The organism is Bradyrhizobium sp. DN3 (assembly GCF_041357655.1).
Classification (GTDB): Bacteria; Pseudomonadota; Alphaproteobacteria; order Rhizobiales; family Xanthobacteraceae; genus Bradyrhizobium.
The window spans coordinates 204600-229571 of the sequence record NZ_JAULLN010000004.1 but is presented as its reverse complement, the minus strand read 5'-3'; the positions used below and the strand labels follow the sequence as shown (position 1 = coordinate 229571).

The 24972-nt window shown below is 65.2% G+C and carries 20 protein-coding genes; 6 read left to right on the top strand and 14 right to left on the bottom strand.

Features of this window, described 5'->3' with window-relative positions:
- Positions 1-11: 11 nt before the first annotated feature.
- Entirely contained in the window at positions 12-3011 is a 3000-nt protein-coding gene (putA, locus tag AAE027_RS08360; RefSeq protein WP_370986186.1) for a bifunctional proline dehydrogenase/L-glutamate gamma-semialdehyde dehydrogenase PutA, read from the bottom strand.
- Positions 3012-3125: 114 nt separating this feature from the next.
- Between putA and AAE027_RS08355 the strand changes: the two genes are divergently transcribed.
- Positions 3126-3587 (top strand): Lrp/AsnC ligand binding domain-containing protein, encoded by a 462-nt coding sequence (locus AAE027_RS08355; RefSeq protein ID WP_018643717.1) that lies wholly within the window; start codon positions 3126-3128, stop codon positions 3585-3587.
- Between the two features lie 173 nt (positions 3588-3760).
- On the opposite strand, the gene AAE027_RS08350 is transcribed toward AAE027_RS08355, so the two are convergent.
- The 4 genes from AAE027_RS08350 to AAE027_RS08335 all read right to left on the bottom strand — a co-directional run bounded on the left by AAE027_RS08350 (position 3761) and on the right by AAE027_RS08335 (position 7754).
- A complete protein-coding gene (locus AAE027_RS08350) occupies positions 3761-3961 on the bottom strand; it encodes a cold-shock protein (RefSeq protein WP_008563500.1) in 201 nt (66 codons plus the stop codon).
- 208 nt (positions 3962-4169) lie between these two features.
- Positions 4170-4478 (bottom strand): SorB family sulfite dehydrogenase c-type cytochrome subunit, encoded by a 309-nt coding sequence (sorB, locus tag AAE027_RS08345; protein ID WP_370986185.1) that lies wholly within the window; start codon positions 4476-4478, stop codon positions 4170-4172.
- Positions 4479-4490: 12 nt separating this feature from the next.
- The gene (sorA, locus tag AAE027_RS08340) at positions 4491-5690 is read right to left on the bottom strand and encodes a SorA family sulfite dehydrogenase catalytic subunit (RefSeq protein ID WP_370986184.1); all 1200 of its coding nucleotides are present in this window, start codon (positions 5688-5690) and stop codon (positions 4491-4493) included.
- 333 nt (positions 5691-6023) lie between these two features.
- Positions 6024-7754 (bottom strand): adenylate/guanylate cyclase domain-containing protein, encoded by a 1731-nt coding sequence (locus AAE027_RS08335; RefSeq protein WP_370986183.1) that lies wholly within the window; start codon positions 7752-7754, stop codon positions 6024-6026.
- 424 nt (positions 7755-8178) lie between these two features.
- Between AAE027_RS08335 and AAE027_RS08330 the strand changes: the two genes are divergently transcribed.
- Positions 8179-9768 (top strand): glycosyltransferase family 39 protein, encoded by a 1590-nt coding sequence (locus tag AAE027_RS08330; protein WP_370986505.1) that lies wholly within the window; start codon positions 8179-8181, stop codon positions 9766-9768.
- 117 nt (positions 9769-9885) lie between these two features.
- Here AAE027_RS08330 and AAE027_RS08325 read toward each other — a convergent pair whose 3' ends face one another.
- Together AAE027_RS08325 and AAE027_RS08320 are read right to left on the bottom strand one after the other, a co-directional pair.
- On the bottom strand, positions 9886-10914 hold the full coding sequence (locus AAE027_RS08325) for a YcjF family protein (RefSeq protein ID WP_370986182.1): 1029 nt from the start codon (positions 10912-10914) through the stop codon (positions 9886-9888).
- On the bottom strand, positions 10911-12380 hold the full coding sequence (locus AAE027_RS08320) for a YcjX family GTP-binding protein (protein WP_370986181.1): 1470 nt from the start codon (positions 12378-12380) through the stop codon (positions 10911-10913). Before AAE027_RS08320 ends, AAE027_RS08325 begins: the two co-directional genes overlap by 4 nt.
- A 180-nt stretch (positions 12381-12560) precedes the next feature.
- On the opposite strand from AAE027_RS08320, the gene trhA reads away from it, so the two are divergent.
- Both trhA and AAE027_RS08310 read left to right on the top strand, forming a co-directional pair.
- On the top strand, positions 12561-13256 hold the full coding sequence (trhA, locus tag AAE027_RS08315) for a PAQR family membrane homeostasis protein TrhA (RefSeq protein WP_370986180.1): 696 nt from the start codon (positions 12561-12563) through the stop codon (positions 13254-13256).
- Between the two features lie 53 nt (positions 13257-13309).
- The gene (locus AAE027_RS08310; RefSeq protein ID WP_370986179.1) at positions 13310-14104 is read left to right on the top strand and encodes an SDR family oxidoreductase; all 795 of its coding nucleotides are present in this window, start codon (positions 13310-13312) and stop codon (positions 14102-14104) included.
- A gap of 162 nt (positions 14105-14266) precedes the next feature.
- On the opposite strand, the gene AAE027_RS08305 is transcribed toward AAE027_RS08310, so the two are convergent.
- A complete protein-coding gene (locus AAE027_RS08305; RefSeq protein ID WP_370986178.1) occupies positions 14267-14737 on the bottom strand; it encodes a MarR family winged helix-turn-helix transcriptional regulator in 471 nt (156 codons plus the stop codon).
- Positions 14738-14810: 73 nt separating this feature from the next.
- Here AAE027_RS08305 and AAE027_RS08300 point away from each other — a divergent pair, with 73 nt between their 5' ends.
- A complete protein-coding gene (locus AAE027_RS08300) occupies positions 14811-15587 on the top strand; it encodes an SDR family NAD(P)-dependent oxidoreductase (RefSeq protein WP_370986177.1) in 777 nt (258 codons plus the stop codon).
- A gap of 96 nt (positions 15588-15683) precedes the next feature.
- On the opposite strand, the gene mdlC is transcribed toward AAE027_RS08300, so the two are convergent.
- The 4 genes from mdlC to AAE027_RS08280 all read right to left on the bottom strand — a co-directional run bounded on the left by mdlC (position 15684) and on the right by AAE027_RS08280 (position 20603).
- Entirely contained in the window at positions 15684-17306 is a 1623-nt protein-coding gene (gene mdlC, locus AAE027_RS08295) for a benzoylformate decarboxylase (protein WP_370986176.1), read from the bottom strand.
- A 147-nt stretch (positions 17307-17453) separates the two neighbouring features.
- Positions 17454-18305, bottom strand: coding sequence for an HTD2 family dehydratase (locus AAE027_RS08290; protein WP_370986175.1), 852 nt, complete (start codon positions 18303-18305; stop codon positions 17454-17456).
- 15 nt (positions 18306-18320) lie between these two features.
- Positions 18321-19424 (bottom strand): CaiB/BaiF CoA transferase family protein, encoded by a 1104-nt coding sequence (locus AAE027_RS08285; protein WP_370986174.1) that lies wholly within the window; start codon positions 19422-19424, stop codon positions 18321-18323.
- Positions 19425-19433: 9 nt separating this feature from the next.
- Positions 19434-20603, bottom strand: a complete 1170-nt coding sequence (locus AAE027_RS08280; protein ID WP_370986173.1) for an acyl-CoA dehydrogenase family protein — start codon at positions 20601-20603, stop codon at positions 19434-19436.
- A 125-nt stretch (positions 20604-20728) separates the two neighbouring features.
- Between AAE027_RS08280 and AAE027_RS08275 the strand changes: the two genes are divergently transcribed.
- The gene (locus tag AAE027_RS08275; RefSeq protein WP_091881052.1) at positions 20729-21649 is read left to right on the top strand and encodes a LysR substrate-binding domain-containing protein; all 921 of its coding nucleotides are present in this window, start codon (positions 20729-20731) and stop codon (positions 21647-21649) included.
- Positions 21650-21917: 268 nt separating this feature from the next.
- Here AAE027_RS08275 and AAE027_RS08270 read toward each other — a convergent pair whose 3' ends face one another.
- Positions 21918-23192 (bottom strand): cytochrome P450, encoded by a 1275-nt coding sequence (locus tag AAE027_RS08270; RefSeq protein ID WP_370986172.1) that lies wholly within the window; start codon positions 23190-23192, stop codon positions 21918-21920.
- Between the two features lie 177 nt (positions 23193-23369).
- Entirely contained in the window at positions 23370-24635 is a 1266-nt protein-coding gene (locus AAE027_RS08265) for a cytochrome P450 (RefSeq protein WP_370986171.1), read from the bottom strand.
- Positions 24636-24972 lie beyond the last annotated feature (337 nt).

Here is a 24972-nt window from a genome sequence, read left to right as displayed (position 1 = left end):
GGCGCAGGGCCTCACTCCTCCCCCGCAAGCAACGCAGCATTGCCACCGGCTGCCGCGGTGTTGATGGTCACGGTCTGCTCGGTCGCAAAGCGCGCGAGGTAGTGCGGGCCGCCGGCCTTGGGGCCAGTCCCGGACAGGCCGTTGCCGCCGAACGGCTGCACGCCGACCACGGCGCCGATCATGTTGCGGTTGACGTAGATATTACCGACCTGGACGCGATCGATGATCGCCTCGATGGTGTCGTCGATGCGGGAGTGGACGCCGAGCGTGAGCCCATAGCCGGTGCGCTCGATCGCTTGCAAGACATGTTCGAGGGTCTCGGGCCGATAACGGACGACGTGGAGGATCGGGCCAAACACCTCCTCGGTGAGCTGGCCAGCGTCCTTGAGCTCGAAGATGTGCGGCGCGACGAAGCAGCCCTCCGGTGCGTGGCCTGCAAAGTGCAGCCGCGCCTCCGTCTTCATCCGCGCGATGTGGGCATCGAGACGCTGCTTGGCCTCGCGATCGATCACCGGCCCGACCTGGGTCGCGACATCGCTCGCGTCGCCGATCTTCAACTCGCGCGCCGCGCCCGCGATCATCTCGATCATGCGGTCGGCGACGTCCTCCTGCACGAACAAGAGCCGCAGCGCCGAGCAGCGCTGGCCGGCGGAACGGAACGCCGAGGTTACGACGTCGTCGGCGACTTGCTCGGGCAGCGCGGTCGCATCCGCGATCATGGCATTGATGCCGCCGGTCTCGGCGATCAGCGGCACGATCGGCCCGTCTTTGGCGGCGAGCGTCCGGTTGATGGCGCGCGCCACCTCGGTCGAGCCGGTGAAGACGATTCCGGCGATGTCCGCATGCGCGGTCAGCACGGCGCCGATGCGACCGTCGCCGGTGACGAGATGCAGCGCGCTGTTGGGGATGCCGGCCTCGTGCAGCAGGGCCACGGCCTCGCGCGCGATGCGCGGGGTCTGTTCGGCAGGTTTGGCCACAACGCTGTTGCCGGCCATCAGCGCCGCCGTGACCTGGCCGAGGAAGATCGCAAGCGGAAAATTCCACGGCGAGATCGCGACGAAGACGCCGCGGCCGCGCATGGCGAGCGCATTGCTCTCGCCGGTCGGGCCCGGCATGGCGGCATCAACGCCGAACAGCTTGCGGCCCTGCGCGGCGTAGTAGCGGCAGAAGTCGGCGGCCTCGCGCAGCTCGGACAGCGCGTCGTCCAGCGTCTTGCCGCCCTCGGATTGCAGCAGCGTGATGAAATGGGCGCTGCGGTTCTCCAGCAGATGCGCGGCCTGCTCCAGCGCCGCTGCGCGCGCAGCTGCCGGCGTCCGGCTCCAGGCAACAAAGCCGGCTCGCGCAGCAGACACTGCTGCATTTGCCTGATCCGGCGTCGCGTCGGTGATGGGCTTGAGATCGGCCGCCTCGGCCTTGACGTCGGCTAGCAGCCGGTCGAGTGCGGCACGCTCACCGAATTCGACGCCGCGCGAATTGCGGCGCTCCGGCGCAAAGAGATCGCGGGGCAGCGGAATCTTGGGATGGGCCGCCTGTTGCGGACGTTCGATGGCATCGGCCGGACGCTGCAACAGCGCCGGGACCGGCACGCGATAATCGGCCGCCTGGGCCACGAAGGAGGAGTTTGCCCCGTTCTCCAGCAGCCGCCGCACCAGATATGCGAGCAGATCGCGGTGGCTGCCGACCGGTGCATAGGTGCGGTAGGCGATCTCGGGGTGATCCTTGGCAAGCTGCTCGTAGAGCGCTTCGCCCATGCCATGCAGGCGCTGGAATTCGAAGCCGCCGCTCTTCCCGGCAAGCTCCAGCACGGTCGCGACGGTCAGCGCGTTGTGGGTGGCGAATTGCGGGAAGATGCGCGGCCGCAAGCCGAGCAGTTTTGACGCGCAGGCGACGTAGTTCAGGTCCGTCATCGCCTTGCGCGTGAACACGGGATAGCCGTCGAGCCCGCGCTCCTGCGCGCGCTTGATCTCGGTGTCCCAATAGGCGCCCTTCACCAGCCGCACCATCAGCTTGCGATCATGTGCGCGGGCGAGCGCCTCGACATAGTCGATCACCGCGCTCGCGCGCTTTTGATAGGCCTGGATCGCCAGGCCAAATCCGTCCCAGCCGGCAAGCGAGGGATCGGCGAGCGTTGCCGCGATCACGTCGAGCGACAGCTCCAGCCGGTCGGCTTCCTCGGCATCGACGGTGAAGTTGAGGTCATGGGCCTTCGCGCGCTGCGCGAGGTCCAGCAGCAGCGGCACCAGTTCGCGCATCACCCGCTCGCGGCTGATCGTCTCGAAGCGGGGATGCAGCGCCGAGAGTTTGACCGAGATGCCGGGCCGGTCGGGGAGGGGATGGGGGCCTGCCGCCTTGCCGATCGTTTCGATCGCGCTTGCATAGGCGTCGAAATAGCGCTTGGCGTCCGCCGCCGTGCGCGCGGCTTCGCCGAGCATGTCGAAGGAATAGCGCGGCTTCTGGCCGGAGCGCGGCTGGCCGCGCTCCAGCGCCTGCTCGATGGTCTCACCCAAGACGAAATGATTGCCCATCAGCCGCATCGCCTGGCGCGTGGCGGTGCGCACGGCAGGCGCCCCCAGCCGTTTCACCAGCCGGCCGATGGTGCCATCAGGCGTCTCGCCGGGCTGGATCACCCGCGCCGAGAGGCCGAGTGCCCAGGCCGAGGCATTGACCAGAAAGGCGGTGGATTTGGTTTCGTGGTGGATGAAGTCGCCCTCGCCGAGCTTGTCCTCGATGAACTGGTCGGCGGTGCGTGCGTCAGGCACGCGCAGCAGCGCCTCGGCCAGCACCATCAGCGCGAGCCCCTCCTTGGTCGAGAGCGCGAACTCCCGCAGCATGTCCTCGACCCCGCCGAGCCGATCGTCGCGCTTGCGAATCGCCTCGATCAGCCGCGTAGCGGTGCGGTCGATCCGCGCCTCCTGCGGCGGGGACAGATGCGAGGCCGGCAACAGGCGCGCGGCGATGTCACTATCATCGGGCGCGTAAGGGGCGGAGAAGGGCGGCGGAATGTTCGGCATGGCGTGTCCTGTGGCTGAAATCCAGGATAAGGCCCGCGTTACCGTGGTTCGATAGACAATTTAACCGAACTGCCTTAGAAAATGAAGATCATTCCCTATTTGACCGCGTATAATATGGAACTTGATCGAATAGACCGGAAAATCCTCTCGATCTTGCAGGAGGATGGGCGCATCGCCAATGTCGAGCTCGCCGAGCGCATCGGGCTGTCGCCGACGTCGATCGGCGAGCGGCTGAAGCGCTTGCAGCGCGAGGGCTTTGTCGAGGGCTACGGCGCCCGGCTCAATCCGCATCGGCTTGGCCTCGGTCTATTGGTGTTCGTCGAGGTGCTGCTCGACAAGACAACGCCCGACAATTTCGAGCGTTTCGCGCGTGCCGTGAAGCTGGCACCGGAGGTGCTGGAGTGTCACATGGTTGCCGGCGGCTTCGACTATCTTGTCAAGGCACGGCTGGCCGACATGACCGCCTATCGACGCTTCCTCGGCGAGACCCTGCTGTCGATGCCGGGCGTGCGCGAGACGCGAACCTATGCGGTGATGGAGGAGATCAAGCGCGACGCACCGTTGCCGGTGGGTTAGCGAAGTGCTGTCGCGATTGTCATTGCTGTGGCGTTGAGTGAGCGGTCTTCACGGAAAAAATAGCTATCCCTGTGCAATCGCAACGCCTGTCGTCGAATGCACTGGCCGTCTTCTGAAATTTTTTTGGCCCCGCTCCCGGACAGATCCGGGAGGCAGCAATGGCTGGCGCGGGCTTATACTTTGAGGTTCTCTGCGGAGGTCTTGCCCCGGTTTGCGATCTCTTCGTATTCCACCGTCTGTCCCTCGTTGAGGGTGGACAGACCGGCCTTCTGCACTGCCGAGATATGCACGAACACATCCTTGCCACCCGACGCAGGCTGGATAAATCCATAACCCTTCGTCGGGTTGAACCACTTGACCGTACCTTTAGCCATCACGACTTCTCCGCGGGTCTTCCTCCGAGATCTCGAACCGCCAGTCCCCGCCAACCGGCCGGTTCGGTCCTAACAGGATACGCGGAATGTGGCAGGCTTGGTAGCTCAAACCACATCGGCATTTCCCCGAATTCCGCTCAACTTCGCAGCGTTTTTGCCAGTTTTGCCCGTTTCGCGGTCAAATGGCCGACAGGCCGCGCGCCATCCGTCAATAAGTCGCGGCCAGATAATCGACGATCTTGCCGACATCGGCATCGTCGATCGGTGCGCCATAGACCTTGATCATCTTGGTCACCTCGGCCTGCCAGAAGGCCTTCTTGTCCTTCATCGGCGGCTGCGTGGCGATGTAGTCGGACGAGTGGCAGGCGCCGCAATTGCCCTGCACGACCTCGAGATTGGGCCCCGGCTTGAACGCCGCGATCTCGTCGGGGGTTTTGTAATTGACCGGCGCCGCAAGTGCCGAACCGATCGCGGCGACGAGGGCGAGCGAGATGGCGAGGAGAACGGTGCGCTGCATGATCATTCTCCTTCAGGCCACGGTCACGCGGACGGTTTCGACGACATTGCGCAAATAACCCGCGGGGTTCCAGAGCGGCGTGTCCGGCTGGGTCTCGCCGCCATTGCTGGTGGCGCGGACCTTGAGATCGTGGCTGCCTGCCGCGAGCTTCACCGGCAGCTTCCATTCGCGGAACGAGTATTTGCCCAGATCCTTGCCGAGCTTGGCGCTGGTCCAGCTCTTGCCGCCGTCGGTGGAGACCTGGACCTCCTTGATGCCCTTGCCGCCGTCGAAGGCGATGCCGCGCAGGGTCACAGCTCCCGCCTTCAGCTTGGCGCCGTCGGGGACGCTGGTGATGAAGGAGCGGATGGTGAAGCGATTGATCGGGATCGTCGCCTTCGGCGCAGTGCCCGGTTCGACTGCATTGTTGGGCGTATCGGGGATGCGATAGGCCGACTTCATCCAGAAGCCGTCATAGACGTTGTCGATGACCGTGATCTCGTTGAGGTGCTTGACCCAGTAGGTGCCGTAATAGCCGGGCACGATCAGGCGCAGCGGGAAGCCGTTGAGGAACGGCAGGTCCTCGCCGTTCATGCCATAGGCCAGCATCACCTCGCCGTCGGTGGCGTGATCGATGTCGAGCGCCTTGATGAAATCGGGCGTCTTGTCGTTGACCGGGCCGTCCATGCCGTTGAAGGTGACCTGCTTGGCGCCGGCCTGCACGCCCGCCATCTCCAGCACCGCCTTCAGCGGCACGCCGCGCCAGCGCGCATTGCCCATGGCGCCGTTGGCGAGCTGGCCGCCGGCGACGCGTGGCTCGAAGAAGCCGCGGCTGTTGCCCGAGCACTGGTTGACGGCGACGATCTCGGTCGCCCTCATCTTCTTGATGTCCTTCAGCGACAGTCTTAGCGACTTGTCGACCTTGCCCTTGACCTCCAGCGTGAACTTGTCGGGATCGAGATTGTAGGGCATGTCGGAGAGATGATAGCGCACGAAGAAGGCGTTGTTCGGCGTGATCGGGCCGTCGTTGAACACCGCGAACGGCGTCTCGAGCTGCGGCGGCCGGCTCGTCAGGCCGATCATCGGCCGCTTCTGCGGATACTTCACCAGCGGCCGTTCGCCATTGGCAAAGGGCAGGGTGACGGTGTCGAGCGACAGCGCTTTGGCTGAGCTCAGTGTGGCCGCAAGTGCGGAAAGACCCGCTCCCTTGAGCAGGTCGCGTCGATCAAACATTCTGGTCCCCTCCCGGAGCTTTTCGTTGGATCACGGTCATCACCGCGATCCCGCGCTCATCTGTTGCAACGATTTGGACGAAGTCAATTCGTGCTTTCGCAGCAAGCCCATGCCGCTGCGTTGCAGCAGGCCGGTGTTACGTGGTGATGAGAGGGACTAGAGTTGTAACGGCAGCGACGGTGCGCTCCACCTCTCCCGCTTGCGGGAGAGGTCGGCGCGGAGCGCCGGGTGAGGGCTCTCTCCTCTGGGGGATTGTCCCGTTGCGGAAATACCCTCTCCCCAACCCTCCCCCGCAAGCGGGGGAGGGAGCGCACCTTCCGTGCGGCTTGCGCGCTACGCCGCGACGCGCACGCTCCCGTCGATCAGCGCCGACAACTGCCTCGCATCCGCGACGACGCGCACCGCCATCGGCTCGTCGCGGCCGCGGATCGCGACCTCCTGCTGCGGCAGAGCGTCCTCGACAACGCCGGCGGTGCGGCGGACTTCCTCCGAGACGATCGCTTCGCAGGCCAGCGTCTTGGTCATGTCCTGGAGGCGGGCGGCGACGTTGACGGCATCGCCGAGCGCGGTGAAGACGATGTGATCGCGATAGCCGATATCGCCGATGATGACCTCGCCGCCGTGGATGCCGATACCGAAGCGGATCGGCTGGCGCAGATCGTGGCTCAGGAGCTCGTTGAGCTCGTCAATATGCATGGCGATCCCCGCGGCCGCCTTCAGGGCCTGCCGGCAGGCCTCTCGCGGATCGGCCGACAGCCCGAACAGCGCCAGCATGCCGTCGCCGACGAACTGGTTCGGCTGGCCGCCATTCTCGATCACGGCCTGCGACACCGCGCCGAGGAAGCGGTTGACGATGAAGACGGTGTCGAACGGCAGCCGCTTCTCGGCAAGCTGCGTCGAGCCGCGCATGTCCACGAACAGGCTGACGAGATAACGCTCCTGGCCAATTCTGGCGGGCGTCGAAGCCTGCGCATTCGCGGAGAGTGTGTGCGGGGTGAAGAGCTGAAAGAAGGAGAGATCCGACGTCGGCCGCAGCTGGCAGGCGAGCCTGATCGAGGGATCGCTGGTGCCGACGCGGGTCAGCACGAAGGCCTCGCGCTGCGACGGCTCGGGCAGGGCGCCGTGATCGCCGATGATGCGGATGCGGCAGGTCGAGCAGCGGGCGCGGCCGCCGCAGACGCTGGCATGCGGCACATTGTGGCGCAGGCTCGCTTCCAGCACCGACAGTCCCTTGGGAACCCGCACCGTCTTGCCGTTGCCGTAGGATAGCGCGATCATGCCGCCGCGCCGTTCGCGCAACGCGCGCACGCCGCGCGCCGCCAGCGCCAGTCCGAGCAGGCCGAAATAACCGACGGTGAGGCCGCCGGTGATGCGGTCGAGCGTATTGCCTTCCGCGACCGTGCCGACCTGGCGGCGGGTGAGATTGTGCGTACGCCATTCTCCATCGTCGCTCTCGACGGCGATGCTGCGGCCGCCCTGATAGATGCCGAGCAGCGACAGCGTCGGGATCAGCACGGCCGCCGCGAGCAGATAGGGTGCCGCGCGCGTGAAGAACGGCTTGAGGCGAAGCCAGAAGAAGATGCCGATGCAGCCGTGCACCCAGGCAATCAGAAGCAGGATCGTCATCTGCCAGAGCCGGCCGGGCGATGCGACGAAGAACAGATAGAGTTCCTGCGGATACAGCTTCTGGTGTCCGTACAGCGTCTGGCCGAGCCGCACCCCGATCACATGCGCCATGACCAAAGCGGGGATGCTCAAGCCCAGCACCAGCTGGAGCGGCTCGATCGTCCGCCAGCGGAACTGCCGGCGCTGGTACAGCGCGTAGAGGCCGAGCCCCATATGGGTGAGTGCGGCCGTGTAGAACACGATCGCGACGGGGAGGAACTGCCAGAATAGGGTGTGGTAGTAGACCCCGGCCTCCATGGCATCGACCGAGATGTTGCCGAGCGCATGGTTGAGGAAATGGCTCACCACGTACGAGAACAGGATGATGCCGCAGATGAGCCGCACCTGCCGCACGCTGGTTGCACGGACGACGGACATCTGTATGGGAGCGGTGGCCATGATTCGGTTGTATCGGTTCATGAAGGAGAACAGCCAGCGTAGCGTTTAATTCCAGGGCTGGACAGGTTGTGAGGTCACATCCGCGGCAAGGTTACGGAATCGTAGGGTGGGCAAAGGCGCCTTGGCGCCGTGCCCACCATTCCGCGTCCTTCCGCTCCGCCGTCGTCCCGGACAAGCGCGCCCCAAGCGCGCGCCGATCCGGGACCCATAATCACAGGAAGATGTTGTGCGACGGGCTGGTAACTCCGAGTCTTCGCCAAACTCCACCCTGTGGTTATGGGTCCCGGGTCTGCGCTTCGCTTGCCCGGGACGACGGTGGCGGCCCGCATTGACTCCCCCTCCCAGGTTGGCGAAAAGCGCGGCCGTGACGACAGCCCCTGACATCACCGTGCCCCTCCGCGGCGCCGCGCGCCGGCCCTTCGTGATGGCCGCAGCGATCATCGCCGCGATGACCGTGCTGCGCATCGTCTACGCCTCCGCGATCGAGTTGCGCACCGACGAGGCCTATTACTGGACCTGGTCGAAGGAGGGAGCGCTCAGCTTCCTCGATCATCCGCCTGGCATCGCCTGGGTCATTCGCTTCGGCACTGCGATCTTCGGCGACACCGCGCTCGGCGTCCGCTTCGGCGGCATCGTCGCGATGCTGGTGACGCAGCTACTGCTCGCCGACATCGTTCGCCGCCTCACCCATGATGCGCGCGCGGTCATGTTCGCGGTGCTGATGCCGGAGGCCGCGCTCTATTACGGCCTGCTGATGGCCAAGGTCGCGCCCGATGTCGCGATGATCCCGTTTGCGGTGGCGATGATGTGGTCGCTGGTGCGGCTCGCGCAAAGCGGCGATGGACGCTGGTGGCTCGCGGCCGGCCTGTTCGCGGGCCTGTCGATGCTGTCGAAGTTCACCGCGATCATGTTCGCGCCCGCGGTGGCCGCTTTTATACTCGTGCCGGATTGGCGCTGGCGTTGGCTGCGCAGCCCCTATCCCTATCTCGCGGTGCTGGTCGCGACCCTCGTGTTCTCGCCGGTGCTGATCTGGAATGCGCAGCATGACTGGGCCTCGTTCCGCTTCCAGGGCGTGCGCGCGACCGCCAGTTACGGCATCTCGCTCCGCACCATCGGCGATTACATCGGTCTGCAATTCGGCCTGGTCGGCTTCGTGATGCTGCCGGTGGTGCTGACGGGCCTGGTGCTGACGGCATGGCGCGGCTATCGCACGCGCGAGCCGGTCGCGATCCTGTTGTCGACCGCGGTGCTGGTGCCGTTTCTCTATTTCTTGGTCAAGTCGATGACGCTTCGGGTCGGCGACACCTGGCCGATGTTCATGTGGCCGGTCGGCTTCGCCGCCGCGGCAGTGAACCTCGCAACGATGACGAAGGAGGGATGGTCGGCGCGCATGCTCAGATCGTCGGCGTTCTGGGCCAGGACATCCATCACGACGGGTATCGCCTTCGTCGTCATCGTGTTCCTCTACTACGTGGCCGCGCCCTGGAATCTCCTCGGCAAGATCGACCCGATCGGCGCGGAAGCCGGCTACGAGCAGGTCGCCGCGCGCGCGCAGGCCGCGCTGGACGAGACCGGCGCGACCTGGATCGCCACCACGGACTATCGCACCTACGCCATGATGCGCTGGCTGTTCAGGGGCCGTGTGCCCGTGGTCGAGATCAACGAGCGCGGCCGCTTCCAGGATTTCCGCGATCCCGGCATGGATCGGATCAAGGGCAACACCGGCATCTATGTCGGGCGGGAGCCGGACAATCGATCATCGATGTGGGAGAGCATCCCGGCGAAACGCGAGCCGCTTGGCCAGGTCGAGCGCCGCTGGCGTGGGCGCGTGATGGACACCTATGTGCTTGAGAAGCTCACCGGCTGGACACCCGAGCTATCGCCGCCCAAGGACTCGCCGCTGTTCCAATGGCGCGTGCTGGCGGGAGAATTCAGCGCGAGGCTCGCGCGGTTTCTCTTACCCTCCCCTGGAGGGGGAGGGTCGATCGCGCGCAGCGCGAGCGGGGTGGGGTGATCTTTCCACTCGGGCACTGTTGGATGTGGCGAGACTGTCACCCCACCCCGTCTCACATTTCGCTACGCTCCATGTGAGCCGACCCTCCCCCTCCAGGGGAGGGTAAGAGAGAGCGCACTACTCCTCCTCGTCCTTCTTCCGCAACAGATCCGTCGCGAGGTCCGACAGCTTCGGCGGCGGCAGGGCCGCGAACGGCAGCGGGCGCGTGACTTCGATCGCGGCAAGGCCGAGCCGTGCCGTCAGCAGACCGTTGAGCACGCCTTCGCCGAGCCGCTGCGACAGCTTCGCGGCGATGCCATGGCCGAGCATCTGCTGCACCAGGCTGTCGCTCGCGGCCATGCCGCCCGTGATGGCGAGATGGGCGATGACGTGGCGGAGCAGGCGGATCATGCCGAGCGCGCCGGGGCGGCCGCCATAGAGGTAGGCGAGCTGGCGGATCAGGCGCAGCGCGGCGACGAACACGAACAGCACGTCGATCGCCGCGCGCGGCGAGACTGCCGTGACGATCGAGACCTTTTGCGCGGCCGACGACACCAGCCGCCGCGCCTCCGCATCCAGCGGCGACATCAACTCGCGCTCGGCGAGCCGGATCATGTCGGCGCCGTCGATGATCTCGCCGGTGTGGCTCTCGAGCGTCGCGCGGGCGTGCGCGAGCTGCGGATTCTGGTGCGCGATGTTCAGGAGGTCCTGCACGATGACGCGGCTTTCCTTGCGATCGTCACTGGCAAGCACCGCGGCGGCGCGCTGATGCAGTTTCTCGATGGTCGCGAGCCGCGCCAGCCCGAACGCCTCGCGCCCGATCACCACCGCGAGCGCAAGTGCGGTGACGAACGCGAAAGCGAGGCCGACCATGCCGAGGCTTTCGCTGCGCGCAAACAGATCCTCGATCAGACGGACGACACCGAGCCCGGTACCGAGCAGCGTCAATCCGGCGAGCCCGGACCAGAACAGCGCGCCCCAGGGAAAGCCGCGCCGGGCCGGAAGCGTGGTTTGAACCGGCACCGGCAGCGCCAGTGGATCGGGCTCCGGCGTGATCTGGATGGTGCCGCGACTGATCCGTCCCGTCTCGTCGGCTTCGGTGACGACGACACTGGGATCGTCCAGCCGGAACGTCGCCGGCCGCCGCTGCTGGGATCGCTCGTTCATGAGAGCTTGTCTCCGATCAGGAACTGCAAGGCACGGTCGAGGCGGATGTGTGGCAGCGCCGGCTCTTCCGTGCCCTCGTGCTCGAGCTTCGGCGGGCGGAAGCGCAGGAAGCGGAAATCACTCTTCTCGGCGGCCCGCGTCGAGAGCCCACGGAACGCGTCCGTACCGTTGAACAGCGGTTCGGGATCCAGCGGCAAATCGCCTGGAAAGGTCGCAACCTCGGTGTTGCCGTCGAAGAATTCGCCGCCTGCGCTTTCGCCCGCGGTTGGCGTTCCCAGGATCGACGGCAATTTGTCGCGGCCATGCGCCACCTGCGCCTCGCGCGTGGCGCGGATGGCGGCGAGCGCCACCACGTCGATCTGCGCGCCGGTATTTTCCGCGCGCGTCACCGCGCCGGTGACCGCACGGCGCAGCGCGGCCTCGAGCCGGTCGTGGCTGGAATGATGCAGATGGTCCGCCTTGGTCGCCGCGAACAGGATGCGGTCGATGCGTGGCCGGAACAGGCTGGAGAGCAACGTGCTGCGACCGATGTTAAAGCAATCCAGAATGCCGGCAAGCGCGGCTTCGAGATCGCGCAGCGCTTCGGGTCCGGAGTTGAACGCGGTGAGCGCATCGGCGAGCACGATCTGGCGGTCGAGCCGCGCAAAATGATCGCGAAAGAACGGCCGCACCACGACGTCCTTGTAGGCCTCGAACCGCCGCACCATCATTGCCCACAGCGATCCCTCCGGCGCCGGCCCGCCGGCGGGCACGTCGAGCGGCGCAAAGGTCAGCGCCGGCGTGTCGGCGAGACTGCCGGGCATCAGGAAGCGGCCGGGCGGCAAGAGGCTCATCGCGAAGCGCTCGTCGCGGCAAGCGCGCAGATAATCGGTGAAGAGCTTCGCGGCCGTCAGCGTTGCCTGCTCATCCTCGCGTGCGTCGGGCTTGAGCGTTGCAAGATGCGCGTGCCAGTCCGTTGCCAGATGCGCACGCGGCGCCTCACGCGACAGCGCCAGGCTTTCCGCCGACCATTGCTCATAACTCTTCTGCAGCAGCGGCAGGTCCAGCAGCCATTCGCCGGGATAGTCGACGATGTCGAGCGTGAGCGTGCGGTCGGCGCCGTTCGGGCGCTGATAGTCGATGACGAGGCGGAGCTCGCTGATGTCGACGGTCGAACTCGGCCAGCGCCGCTCCTCGATCAGTGCGCGCAGATGGTTCTCATAGGCAAAGCGCGGCACGGCATCATCGGGCTGCGGCGCCAGATGCGCCCGCGCGATCCGGCCCGAGGCATAGGCCTCGAACACCGGAAACCGGCCGCCGCGGGTGAGGCCGTGAATCAGCGCCGTGATGAATACCGTCTTACCGGCCCGCGACAGGCCGGTGACGCCAAGCCGCACCGTCGGATTGAAGAAATGCTCGCCGTAGTCGATCAGCGCCCTCGCCGACAGCCGCGCCTCCTCGACCATATCCTGGAAACTGAATGCCATATGAACGTGGGGGACCTTGGGCGGGGAAACGCAAAATGGATTAGTCACAAAAGTGGCAATTGCCTGAGGAAAATCAAGCTTCATACTTCCACCGCCTTTGTCGGCAAATCAGCCGATTGAACGATGCGCCGATCTCGAAAGACCCATACAAGAGGGCATTGCCACGCTTTGCGGATTGCCATGACCGTCTTCCAACTGAAACAGCTTGCATCCAGCTCCATCCACGCCGCAGCCGACGCGATGGGCTGGAACTACGATCGCGCCGAACTGATCGCCGACGGCGTCGTGCATGCGATCGGCGTCCTCTTCGGCATCATCGCAGCGACCGTGCTGGTGGTGCTGGCCGCGGTCTATTCCAACGCCACCGACATCGTCGGCGTCTCGATCTACGTCGCCGGCTTGATCTCGATGCTGGTGCTGTCGGCGACCTATAATCTCTGGCCGGTGTCGCCGGCAAAATGGCTGCTGCGGCGGTTCGACCATTCCGCGATCTATCTGTTGATCGCGGCGACTTACACGCCGTTCATCCTCGAAGTGAAGGACAGCGTGTTCGCGCTGGTGCTGCTTGCCGGCGTCTGGTGCGTGGCGATCCTCGGCATCGTGCTGAAGCTTCTTTATCCCGGCCGGTTCGACCGGGTCTCGGTCGGCATCTATCTCGCGATGGGCTGGAGTGGCCTCATGATCTACGACGCCGTCGTCAGGGCGTTGCCCTCGCTGGTGCTGGGCTTCATCCTTGCAGGCGGCCTGCTCTACAGCTTTGGCGTGATCTTCCACGCCTGGCGGCGACTGCGCTTCCAGAATGCGATCTGGCACGGCTTTGTCTTGGCCGGCGCGGCGTGTCATTATACCGCGGTGCTCGACCTCGTGTTGAGCTAAGCAAGCCGCGAAGCGGTATAAGAGACGCGGTCCAAGACAAGAGGAGACGTCGCATGCAGGTGACTGGCAAGGTCGTGGTCGTCACGGGCGGCGCCAATGGCATCGGCAAGGCGCTGTGCGAGGCTTTTCAAGGGGCGGGTGCAGCCAAGGTCGTCGTCGCGGACATGGACGCCGCCAATGCGAGGGCGGTCGCGGCCATGGTGGATGGTGCCGCCTTCAAATGCGACGTCGCGCAGGAAAAGGACATTGCGCACGTCATCGAGGAGACCGAGCGGCAGTTCGGCCCGATCGAATTGTTCTGCTCCAATGCCGGCATCGGCGGCGGCTTCGATCCGATGTCGGAAAATGCCGGCGGCGCCTCCGACGAGCCATGGCAGCGCAGCTGGGCGATCCACGTCATGGCCCACGTCTATGCCGCGCGGCATCTGGTCCCGCGCATGAGGGCGCGCGGCGGCGGCTATTTCCTCAACACGATCTCGGCCGCGGGCCTGTTGTCGCAGGTCGGCAGCCCGGCTTATTCGACGACGAAGCACGCCGCGGTCGGCTTTGCCGAAAATCTCGCGATCTCGCACAAGGCCCACAACATCAAGGTCTCGATCCTCTGCCCGCAGGGCGTCGACACCAACATGCTGCGCTCGATCCCGAAAGGCCCGCAATCCGGCGACGGCGACCTGACGCCGGAGCAGGTGGCGAAAGACGTGCTCGCCGGCCTCGAACAGGAGACGTTCCTGATCCTGCCGCATCCCCAGGTGCTCGGCTACATGCGCAAGAAGACCGAGAATTACGACCGCTGGATCGGCGGCATGGCCAAGATCCAGGCGAAGATGCGGGAGGAGTTCGGGAAGTAGGGAGGGAGTGCCGCAATTTCGGTGTCGTCCTGGCGAAGGCCAGGACCCATACCGCGAGGTCTACCGATCTAGCCGCGATAGGAGTACCGAACGGCAAGTCTTCGCCAAACTACTCCTTGGGGTAATGGGTCCTGGCTTTCGCCAGGACGACGATGGGGCGAGCTACACGGCTACGCCGCACTCCGCCATCTCCTCCTCCGCCCGGCTCTGCCTGAGCGCCCGCGCATAGAGCATCATCCCCTCGCGCACGGTGTGCTGCTCCGCCTCCGTCAGCGCCGCCAGCGCTCCGCTCACCTGCTGGCGCCCAAACGCGTGCAGCGCCTCCAGCGTGCGCCGTCCCTTCGCTGTCAGCGACAGCAGCTTGCTGCGTGCATCAAGCTCATCTGGCGTCTCCCTGAGCTCGCCGCAGTCGATCAGCTTGCGCACCAGGCGGCTGACGCTGGATTTCTCCAACCGCAGGAAATCGCCGAGCTCTCCCGAGGTCGTGGGCCCGCGGATGCCGATTTCCAGGATGGTGTGCACCGCCGACGGCGGATAGTCCGATGCCGCTACCGTGGCGTCCATGAAGCCGAGCTCGCGCACCATCAGGCGCGAGGCGGCACGGATGTCGTCGATCAGCGAAAGCTCGGCCATCTTTACTCCGCATATAGTTGTATCATACAACTATATGCGTGCAACGGCGCGCGCAAGCGTTTTGGAGTGAGCCATGAGCGGAACTTTGCCGGCGGGGATGCGGATGAGGGGCAAAGTCTGCTTGGTGACGGGCGGCGGCAGCGGCATCGGCCGCGCCACCGCGCTACGGATGGCGTCCGAAGGCGCGGAAGCGATTTTTGTCGCGGGGCGGCGCGAGGCCGAGATCGAAGCCACCGCCGCGGCATGCGGCGAGCTCGGTGCGCTCGCCATTCCGGTCAAGACCGACATCACGCGAGAGGACGACGTCGCGCGCCTCGTCAGCACGGCCGTGACGCGTTGCGGCCGGCTCGACGTCGCCTTCAACAATGCCGGATTCCAGGAGCGCCGCGCGCCGCTGGAGGAGCAGGGCACGGAGATCTACGACAGCGTGTTCGACACCAATGTCCGCGCGTTGTTCCTGTGCCTGCGCCATCAATTGCCTGTTATGCTCGCGCAAGGCCGCGGCAGCATCGTCGTCAACGCCTCCGTCAGCGGCGTGCGCAATCCCAATCCCGGCTTCTCGCTCTACTCGGCCTCCAAGGCCGCCGCGATCTCGCTGACGCGTTCGGCCGCGATGGAGAATGCCCCGCGAGGCATCCGCATCAACGCCATCGCACCAGGCCGCGTCGTCACCGACATGATGCTACGCGCCGGCGTCGGCGATGTCGCAACCGTGAGCGCCGGCCTGCCGCTGCGGCGGATGGGGAGCCCGGAGGAAGTGGCGGAGGCGGTGGTGTGGCTGGCGTCGGACGCGTCGTCGTATGTCGTGGGACACGTGCTCGCGGCGGATGGAGGATTTTTGGCGTCGTGATGTCGTAGCCCGGATGGAGCGCAGCGTAATCCGGGACCAACTCGCTTGTGGCAGGAGTCCCGGATTTCGCTTTGCTCCATCCGGGCTACGACAGTGTCAATGCTTCTGCCCGTACAGCACCGGCACCGCCGCATCCACGATCACCTCGACGAGGCTCGTGCCCTCGTGTGCCATCCCGCGCTTCAGTGCTTCGCTCAACTCCGCCGCCTTGCTCACCCGCACCGCATGGCAGCCCATGCCTTCGGCGAGCCGCACGAAATCGATCCCCGGCAGCTCCAGCCCCGGCACGTTACGCACCTGCATCACCTGGCTGAATGAGCGCATGGCGCCGTAGCCGGAATTGTTGATGACGACGACGGTGAGCGGCAGCTTGCGCTGCGCAGCGGTCCATAGCGCCTGGATCGAATACATCGCCGAGCCGTCGCCGATCAGGCAGACCGTGCGCTGCTTCGGCTTGCCGAGCGCCATGCCGACCGCGGCGGGCAGGGAGTAGCCGAGGCCGCCGCTCGCCATCGTGTAAAAACTGTCCTGGCCGCGCATCGGCATGAACTTTTGCATCGCCGGCCGGTGCGACGGCACCTCCTCGACGAGCGACGCGCCCTCAGGCATCGCCTGCGACAACGAATGCAGCAGGAAGTCGACGGGCAGCGGATCGGCGGCTTGCGGCGGCGGCGGCAGCGTGCGGCCTTTCGGCGTTGACCGCTTGCTCTCCGGCAAAAGGTCGAGCAGCAGGCTCAGCGCCGGCTTCATGGTGGCGATGATGCTGGTGCCGACCGGCGTCACCGCCGCCGCATCCGGATCATCCGTGATCTGGAAGATCGTCGCACCGCCGTCGAAAATCGCGGCATGGCCCTCGACATGGAAAGTGAACACCGGCGCGCCGATGACGACCACGAGGTCGTGCTCGCGCAGCGCATCGGATAGCTGCGCGGGCGACGCATGCAGGAAGCCCGCGAATTGCGGATGCCGCTCGGGAAACGAGCAGCGCGCCGAGAACGGGCTGACCCAGACGCTGGCCTTGGCCTTCTCGGCGACGCGCACCATCAGGTCGACCGCGCCGGCGCGGTCGACGCCGGGACCGACCACGAGCGCGGGGTGCTTGCTCGACGTCAGCGCCTTCACCAGCGCCTGCATCGCGTCAGGTTCGGGCCCGATCTCGCGGCTGACCTTGCGCGCCTCGATGGGAGCTGCCGCATGCGCCCAGTCGTCGATCGGGATCGACACGAAGGTCGGGCCGCACGGCGGCTGCATCGCCGTGTAATACGCGCGCGCGATCGCGGCCGGCACGTCCTCGGGCCGCGCCGGCTCGACGCTATATTTGACGTAAGGCCGCGGAAACTCGGAGGCGCGCTCGGCATAGAGGAATGCCTGTAGCGGCAGGATCGAGCGCGCCTGCTGGCCCGCGGTGATCACGAGCGGTGTCTGGTTGCGATGCGCGGTGTAGATGTTGCCGAGCGCGTTGCCGACGCCGGCCGCCGAATGCAAATTGACGAAGCCGGCATTGCGCGTCGCCTGGGCGTAGCCGTCGGCCATGCCGACCGCGCTGGCTTCCTGCAGCGCCAGGACGTAGTCGATGTCATCGGGCCAGTCGCTCAGGAACGGCAGCTCGGTCGAACCGGGGTTGCCGAACACCTTATTGATACCGAAGGATCGCAGCAGGCCGAGCGTTGCCTGCTTCACGGTGACGGATTTGCTGCCGGTCTTGCCGTTCTTGGACATTGGTTTCCGTCCCTTGTTGTTTAGCGAAGGTAGCAGCCCCGCACTCGTCATTGCGAGCGAAGCGAAGCAATCCAGGCTGTCGCCGCGGTGGCAGTCTGGATTGCTTCGTCGCTTCGCTCCTCGCAATGACGAGGAGGCCGCGGTGGCTTACCACACCGCCGTCCCCTTCATCGTCGGCTGCCCTTCCGCGTTCGCAGTCCACAGCTCCATGCTCTCGCCGCTGTCATTCGCGTTGATGGAGAACTCCGTGCCTTCGAACAGCGGCTGCACACCGCGATAAGTGAACCTCTTCGGCGCCTTGCCGTCGCGCAAGCGGGCCGCCATCTCGACGATCAGCGCCGCCTGCAACGGCCCGTGGAAGATCAAGCCCGGATAGCCCTCGACCTTGGTGACGTAGTCGCGGTCGTAATGGATGCGGTGGCCGTTGAAGGTCAGCGCGGAGTAGCGGAACAGCAGCACGGGATCCGAGACATGGGTTTCGCGATGCTGCGCCTTCGGTGGCGGGGGCGGAGCCTTTGCGGGCGCCGGCGCGCTGCTCGTCATCTCGCGATAGACGATGTCCTGCCGCTCGCGAATGGCGAGCCCGCGCGGCGAAGAGATGCTGTGCTCGACCGAGACGAAGCACAGCGTGCCGGTCGAGCCTGATTTCACCTGTACGTCGGCAATGCGCGAGGTCCGCGTCGAATCGTCGCCGACGCGTAGCGGCTGCAAAAATTCGATCTCGCCGCCGGCCCACATCCGGCGCGGCAGCGGCACCGGCGGCAGGAAGCCGCCGCGGGTCGGGTGACCGTCGGGGCCGAGCATCGACATCGGAAACACCGGCTGCGCCAGGCACCAATGCACCGTGAACGGTGCGGCATCGCCGGTCTTGGGCTTGCCGACCTCCTGGAACAGCGTCGCGCGCAGGCCCTTCACGAGCTGCGCGGTGACGATGTCAGTGGCCTCCGTGCTGCGGCCGATCCATTGCCGCAAATGGTCGATGTCGAGCTTGTCGGTCATGACGCCTCGCTCTTGTTATTTCCTGGATTGGGGACGCTCGCCGATGGCGGGCACCGGGCCATACGAGCGCGTCTCGCCGACGATGATCGGCGCCGGCGCGGGATAGCTGACGCGGCCGTTCGGCGTGTCGACCTCGATGCGGCGCAGATGCGGATGGCTGGTGAGGTCGGCCATGGTGTTGACCTCGGCAAAGGCGATGTCGGCGTCCGACAGCCGCTTCAGAAGCTCGTCGCGCGTCATCTTGCCAAAGATATCTGCGACCGTCTTATCGGTGAAGTCGCGGTTGCGCACGCGCTCGACCATGTTGGCGACGCGCGGATCGCTCGGCAGATCCGGCTGGTCCAGCACCTTGGCGCAGAGCGTCTTCCACTCGCGCTCGCTCTGGATCGAGATCAGGATGTCCTTGCCGTCCTTGGAGGTGAATACGCCGTAGGGCGCGATCGAGGGATGGCGCAGGCCCATGCGCTTGGGCGGATTGCCGGCTTCCGAGTTGAGCAGCGGCACAGTGCACCAATCGGCCATCACGTCGAACATGGAGATGCGGATGTCGGCGCCCTTGCCGGTGCGCCCGCGTGCGATCAGCGCTTCCAGGATCGCCGCATGTGCGGTGGCGCCGGTTGCGACGTCAACGATCGACATGCCGACGCGCGAGGCGCCGTCGGGATTGCCGGTGATCGAGGCGAGGCCGCTTTCCGCCTGGATCAGGAGATCATAGGCCTTGCGATGCGCGTAGGGACCCTCATCGCCATAGCCGGTGATGGTGCATGAGATCAGCTTGGGATAGTCCTTCAGCAGCCGCTCGCGCGAGAAGCCGAGCTTGTCCATTGAGCCCGGCTTGAGGTTCTGGATCAGCACGTCGGCGCTCGCGATCAGCTTCTCCAGCTCCGCGCAGCCTTCTTTCGTTGCGAGATCGACCACCGCCGATTGCTTGCCGCGGTTGAGCCAGACGAAATAGCTGCTCTGGCCCTTGGCCGCCGCGTCATAGCCGCGGGCGAAATCGCCCTCGGGCCGCTCGATCTTGATCACCTCCGCGCCGGCATCCGCCAAGCGTGATGAACAGAACGGCGCCGCGACCGCCTGCTCGACCGCAATCACCCTGATCCCGTCCAGTGCTCCCATGGCGCGACCTCAGTATGAGCGGGGCATGCCGAGCACGTGCTCGGCGACATAGGACAGCACGAGATTGGTCGAGATCGGCGCCACCTGATAGAGCCGCGTCTCGCGGAACTTACGCTCGACGTCGTATTCCTCGGCAAATCCAAAGCCGCCATGGGTCTGGATGCAGGCATTGGCCGCCTCCCAGGACGCATCCGCCGCGAGCATTTTCGCCATGTTGGCCTCGGCGCCGCAGTCGAGGCCGGCCTCGTATTTGCGCGTCGCTTCCTTCACCATCAGCTCGGCGGCACGCATCGAAGCGTAGGCCTTGGCGATCGGGAACTGGATGCCTTGATTTTGGCCGATCGGACGGCCGAAGACTGCGCGCTCCTTGGCGTAATTGGTGGCCTTCGCGATGAACCATTTGGCGTCGCCGACGCATTCAGCCGCAATCAAAATGCGCTCGGCATTCATGCCGGAGAGGATGTAGCGAAAGCCCTTGCCTTCCTCGCCGATCAGATTCTCGGCCGGCACCTTCATGTCGGTGAAGAACACTTCCGTGGTGGCGTGGTTCATCATGGTGCGGATCGGGCGGATCTCCAGGCCATGGTTCTTGGCCTCGCGCATGTCGACGATGAACACCGAAAGCCCGTCCGTGCGCTTCTTGACCTGCTCCTTCGGCGTGGTGCGCGCGAGCAGGATCATCAGGTCGGAATGCTCGGCGCGGCTGGTCCAGATCTTCTGGCCGTTGACGATGTAGCTGTCGTTGCCTTCTTTGCGCGCGAAGGTTTTCAGCGAGGTGGTGTCGGTGCCGCTGGTCGGCTCGGTGACGCCGAACGCCTGCAGGCGCAATTCGCCGCTCGCGATTTTCGGCAGATACTTCGCCTTCTGCTCGGCATTGCCGTGCCGCAGCACCGTGCCCATCGTGTACATTTGGGCGTGGCAGCCGCCGCCGTTGCACCCCGCGCGCTGGATCTCTTCGAGGATCGCCGCCGCTGCGGAAAGCTTCAGCCCCGCGCCGCCATATTCCTCGGGGATCAGCACCGAGAGATAGCCGGCCTCAGTCAGCGCATCCACGAAGGCCTTGGGGTAAGCCATCTCGCGATCGAGCTTGCGCCAATATTCGCCGGGAAACTGCGCGCAAAGCTTGGCGATCGCCTCGCGGATGTCGGCATAATCTTCGCTGTGGTGTTCTTGACTCATGGCGTTTCCAATCGATAGCGGCAGTTAAGATAACGCCGGCCAATCCTCAGGCGTTGTGAAAACAACGCCAGCCCCCTATGCTCATTTGTTATAGCGTATGAAGTAGCCTTCCAGGATTGGCAAGCATGGATTTCCGTCAGCTCAGGACCTTCAGTTGCGTGGCGGAGCTCGGCAGCCTGTCCAAGGCGTCCGATACGTTGCGCGTGGCGCAGCCGGCGCTGAGTCGCCAGATCAAGCTCCTGGAACACGAGCTGCGCACCGATCTTTTCACGCGCAACGGCCGCGGCATGGTGCTGACCGAGGCTGGCCGCCTGCTGCTCGCGCGCACCTCCGGCATCGTGCGGCAGATCGACCAGATCCGCGACGACATCCAGTCGGCCAAGGGTCCGCCCTCCGGCCAGGTTGTGCTCGGCCTGGTTCCGACCGTGAGCTGCGTGCTGTCGGCGCGCTTTGCGCGGCGCTGCGTCGAGAAATTTCCCGGTATCTCGCTGCGCATCGTCGAGAGCTACAGCGGCCATCTCGTCGAATGGCTGCATCGCGGCGAGATGGATCTCGCCATCCTCTATGGCCGCTCGGCCGATCTGCATCTCAATGTGCAGAGCTTGGGGCGCGACAACATCGTCGCGGTCGGCCCGCGCGGCTGTGGTCTCGCGCGCAAGAAGAGCGTCGATATCGGCTGGCTGCTGCGGCAGCGGCTGGTGCTGCCGAGTCATTCCCACGGCCTTCGCGCCCTGATCGAGCACGCGGCCGCCCAGCGCAAGATCAAGCTCGACGTCCAGTTAGAAGCGGATTCGTTCCGCGTGCTGACGAGCCTGGTCGAGGAGGGCCTCGGTTTCGCGCTGCTGCCGCCGTCATCCGTCCACGGCGAGGTCGCAGACGGGCGACTGGAGACCGCGCCCGTTTCCAAGCCGATGACCCGCGAGCTCATTTTCGCTTCTCCGATCGATCGTCCGGCCTCGACGGCCTCGCTCGCCATCACCGCGCTCCTGCGCGAGGAAGTCGCCGCCTGCCGCAAGGAAGGGGTGTGGGACATCAGGCTCGCGTGATCTTCGCCTCTCCCCTCAAGCGGGGCGAGGGAGCGCACCGAACGCTGCCGCGCCAGCGGTTTAGGGCACAAGCCCGCAGCCGGCCCTTCGCATCTTGAGCGAGCTGTCATGCCGGAATTTTATAGCTGGCGGGCGTCAACGCGCCGCGGCTACGAGTGTGCAAAACCTCGTCATTGCGAGCGCAGCGAAGCAATCCAGGAATTCCTCCGCGGCGGCAGTCTGGATTGCTTCGTCGCAAGAGCTCCTCGCAATGACGGAGGATGAGGGCCTACCCCGGAATCCGCACCGGCAGCGACTCATACCCCTTGATGAAGCTCGAATAGATCCGCTTGGGCTCGCCGACCACCTCGATACGGTCGAACCGCTTCAGCATCTCCTCCCAGACGATGCGGAGCTGGAGCTCGGCGAGACGCATGCCGACGCAGCGGTGGATGCCGAAGCCAAAGGAAAGATGGGTGCGCGGGCGCGGGCGGTCGATGATGAAGTCGTTCGGCTTCTCGAACATCTCCTCGTCGCGGTTGCCGGAGACGTACCACATCACGACGCGGTCGCCCTTCTTGATCGGCTTGCCGCCGATCTCGGTGTCGGCAAGCGCGGTGCGCCGCATATGTGCCAGCGGCGTCTGCCAGCGGATCACCTCGGGCACCATGGAATCGATCAGCGCCGGGTTGGCACGCAGCTTGTCGTACTGCTCGGGGTTCTCATTCAGCGCCAGCACCGAGCCGGTCATGGTGTTGCGCGTGGTGTCGTTGCCGCCGACGATGAGCAGGATGATGTTGCCCATGAGATTGTCGGAATCCATGAACCGCGTGGCGTCGTTATGCGCCATCAGCGACAGCAAATCGTTGCGCGGCGCCGAGTTGACGCGCTGGTTCCACAGCTTGGACATGTAGGCGTAGCACTCGTCCATCTCGCGGCGGCGCTCCTCGGCCGAGGCGACGATGCCGCTCTTGGGCAGCGCGGTCGAGACGTCGGACCAGCGCGTCAGCTTGCGCCGCTCCTCCCAGGGGAAGTCGAACAGTGTCGCCAGCATCTGCGTCGTCAGCTCGATCGAGACGCGCTCGACGAAGTTGAAGGTCTCGTTGCGCGGCAGATTGTCCAGCACGGTCTGCGAGCGCTGCCGGATCAGTTTTGCCAGTTCGTCGAGATGCTGAGGGGTGAACATCGGCGACACCGTCTTGCGCTGCGCCGAATGCCGGGGCTGGTCCATGGCGATGAAGCTCGGCCAGTCGTAGCCCTCCGGCACGTCGCGAATCGAGATGCCGCCGAGCGTCGAGTCCGAGGAGAAGATGCCGTGATTGGTGTCGACATGCATGATGTCGTTGTACTTCACCACCGACCAGTACGGCTCGATCGGCGCATTGGTGCAGTAATGCACCGGCTCTTCCTTGCGCAGCCGCTCGAACCACGGCCACAGCGTGTCGTCCTGGAACAGCCGGGGCGCGCCGGGGTGGAATTGCGCCAGCGGCGTCGCATAGGCCTCCTCGCGGGCCCTGCGCATGCGTTCGGCCTTGTCCACTTTAACCGGCGCTTGGATGTTCATCGTCGTGGCTCCAGTTGATCTTCCTTCGCCTCTCCCCGCTTGCGGGGAGAGGCCGGATTGCATCAAAGATGCAATCCGGGTGAGGGGGACTCTCCACGAGTCCGTCTCTCAGCGTGCTCGCGGAGAGAGCCCCTCACCCCGACCCTCTCCCCGTAAGGACGGGGAGAGGGAGTTAACTCACGCCGCAATCTTCACCGGCAGCGTCTCAAGTCCTTTGACGAAACTCGAATAGACCCGCTTGGGTTCGCCGACCACATCAATATGGTCGAAGCGCTTGAGAATTTCTTCCCAAATAATCTTGAGCTGGAGTTCGGCAAGCCGCAAGCCCACGCAGCGGTGGATGCCGAAGCCGAAGGAAAGGTGGGTGCGCGGGCGGGCGCGATCGATGATGAAATCGTAGGGCTTCTCGATCGCCGCCTCGTCGCGGTTGCCCGAGACGTACCACATCACGACCTTGTCACCCTTCTTGATCTGCTTGCCGCGGAACTCGAAATCGGAGAGCGCCGTGCGCCGCATATGCGCGAGCGGCGTCTGCCAGCGGATCACCTCCGGCACGAAGCTGTCGAGCAGATCGGGGTTTTGGCGCAGCTTGCGGTACTGCTCCGGATGCTGGCTCAGCGCGAGAAGCGAGCCCGACATGGTGTTGCGGGTGGTATCATTGCCGCCGACGATCAACAGGATGAGATTGCCGAGGAAGTTCTTCGCATCCATGTCGCGCGTAGCAGTGCCATGCGCCATCATCGACAACAGGTCGCTCTTCGGCGGCTGCGCGATGCGCTCTTTCCAGAGGCGAGAGAAATACGCCGCGCATTCCGTCAGCTCGGCCTGCCGTTCGTCTTCGCTCGCGACGAGGCCGTCGGGGCCGGGAATGGTGGTGGCGATGTCGGACCAGCGCGTCAGCTTGCGGCGGTCCTCCCAGGGGAAGTCGAACAGCACCGCCAGCATCTGCGTGGTGAGTTCGATCGAAACGTGGTCGACCCAGTCGAACACCTCGTCACGCGGCAGGTTGTCCAGGCACTCGGCCGAGCGCTTGCGGATGTTCAGCGCGAGATTGTCCAGATGCGTCGGCGTGAACATCGGCGCCACGGTCTTGCGCTGCGCCGCATGCCGCGGCGGGTCCATCGAGATGAAGCTCTCGCGACGCAAGTCCGGATCGATGTCGCGGATGGTGATGCCGCCGAGCGAGGAGGCCGAGGAGAACACCGAATGATTGGTCTCGATCTCCATGATGTCGTTGTAGCGCGTCACCGACCAATACGGCCCGAACATCGAGTCCTTGCAGTAGTGCACCGGATCTTCCCGGCGCAGGCGGTCGAAATAGGGCCAGAACGTATCGGTCCTGAACAATTCAGGATCGCCCGGGTCGAATTGCTCCAGCGGCAGCGACGTGGCGCGTGCGCGAAGTGCGTCGAGCGTGGCCGCGCTCTCGATGGTCCCATGCATGACCGCTCTCCCTGTGGTGAACCGCGCGTTCTCGTTGAATTCTGCGCTGCGGTATTTGATTTGCAATTACAGCCGGTTGTCTGCGCCGGAGCAAGGGAGAGTTTGCCACATCCAACCTTTGCGGGAGGTGCGTAGCCTGGATGGAGCGCAAGCGTAATCCGGGGTTCGGGCCGCCACGACCGCTGACCCGGATTGCGCTGCGCTCCATCCAGGCTACGGGAGGACAGATTTGCAACGTGATCCCCATCACGCCTCTAACGGCGGAATCATGCAAGAAACCAACTGGAATCGGGGTAAATCGAACCCGGTCATCTTGGGGATCGACTAACCTCTGATC

Bases quoted from the DNA above. Each gene is read 5' to 3' on its own strand.
- AAE027_RS08300 (WP_370986177.1), top strand. From the start codon at position 14,811: ATGAGCGGAACTTTGCCGGCGGGGATGCGGATGAGGGGCAAAGTCTGC.
- mdlC (WP_370986176.1), bottom strand. From the start codon at position 17,306: ATGTCCAAGAACGGCAAGACCGGCAGCAAATCCGTCACCGTGAAGCAG.
- AAE027_RS08325 (WP_370986182.1), bottom strand. From the start codon at position 10,914: ATGAACGAGCGATCCCAGCAGCGGCGGCCGGCGACGTTCCGGCTGGAC.
- trhA (WP_370986180.1), top strand. From the start codon at position 12,561: ATGACCGTCTTCCAACTGAAACAGCTTGCATCCAGCTCCATCCACGCC.
- AAE027_RS08305 (WP_370986178.1), bottom strand. From the start codon at position 14,737: ATGGCCGAGCTTTCGCTGATCGACGACATCCGTGCCGCCTCGCGCCTG.
- AAE027_RS08355 (WP_018643717.1), top strand. From the start codon at position 3,126: ATGGAACTTGATCGAATAGACCGGAAAATCCTCTCGATCTTGCAGGAG.
- AAE027_RS08275 (WP_091881052.1), top strand. From the start codon at position 20,729: ATGGATTTCCGTCAGCTCAGGACCTTCAGTTGCGTGGCGGAGCTCGGC.
- AAE027_RS08290 (WP_370986175.1), bottom strand. From the start codon at position 18,305: ATGACCGACAAGCTCGACATCGACCATTTGCGGCAATGGATCGGCCGC.
- AAE027_RS08265 (WP_370986171.1), bottom strand. From the start codon at position 24,635: ATGCATGGGACCATCGAGAGCGCGGCCACGCTCGACGCACTTCGCGCA.
- AAE027_RS08320 (WP_370986181.1), bottom strand. From the start codon at position 12,380: ATGGCATTCAGTTTCCAGGATATGGTCGAGGAGGCGCGGCTGTCGGCG.
- AAE027_RS08350 (WP_008563500.1), bottom strand. From the start codon at position 3,961: ATGGCTAAAGGTACGGTCAAGTGGTTCAACCCGACGAAGGGTTATGGA.
- AAE027_RS08280 (WP_370986173.1), bottom strand. From the start codon at position 20,603: ATGAGTCAAGAACACCACAGCGAAGATTATGCCGACATCCGCGAGGCG.
- AAE027_RS08335 (WP_370986183.1), bottom strand. From the start codon at position 7,754: ATGGCCACCGCTCCCATACAGATGTCCGTCGTCCGTGCAACCAGCGTG.
- AAE027_RS08270 (WP_370986172.1), bottom strand. From the start codon at position 23,192: ATGAACATCCAAGCGCCGGTTAAAGTGGACAAGGCCGAACGCATGCGC.
- AAE027_RS08285 (WP_370986174.1), bottom strand. From the start codon at position 19,424: ATGGGAGCACTGGACGGGATCAGGGTGATTGCGGTCGAGCAGGCGGTC.
- AAE027_RS08330 (WP_370986505.1), top strand. From the start codon at position 8,179: ATGGCCGCAGCGATCATCGCCGCGATGACCGTGCTGCGCATCGTCTAC.
- sorB (WP_370986185.1), bottom strand. From the start codon at position 4,478: ATGCAGCGCACCGTTCTCCTCGCCATCTCGCTCGCCCTCGTCGCCGCG.
- AAE027_RS08310 (WP_370986179.1), top strand. From the start codon at position 13,310: ATGCAGGTGACTGGCAAGGTCGTGGTCGTCACGGGCGGCGCCAATGGC.
- putA (WP_370986186.1), bottom strand. From the start codon at position 3,011: ATGCCGAACATTCCGCCGCCCTTCTCCGCCCCTTACGCGCCCGATGAT.
- sorA (WP_370986184.1), bottom strand. From the start codon at position 5,690: ATGTTTGATCGACGCGACCTGCTCAAGGGAGCGGGTCTTTCCGCACTT.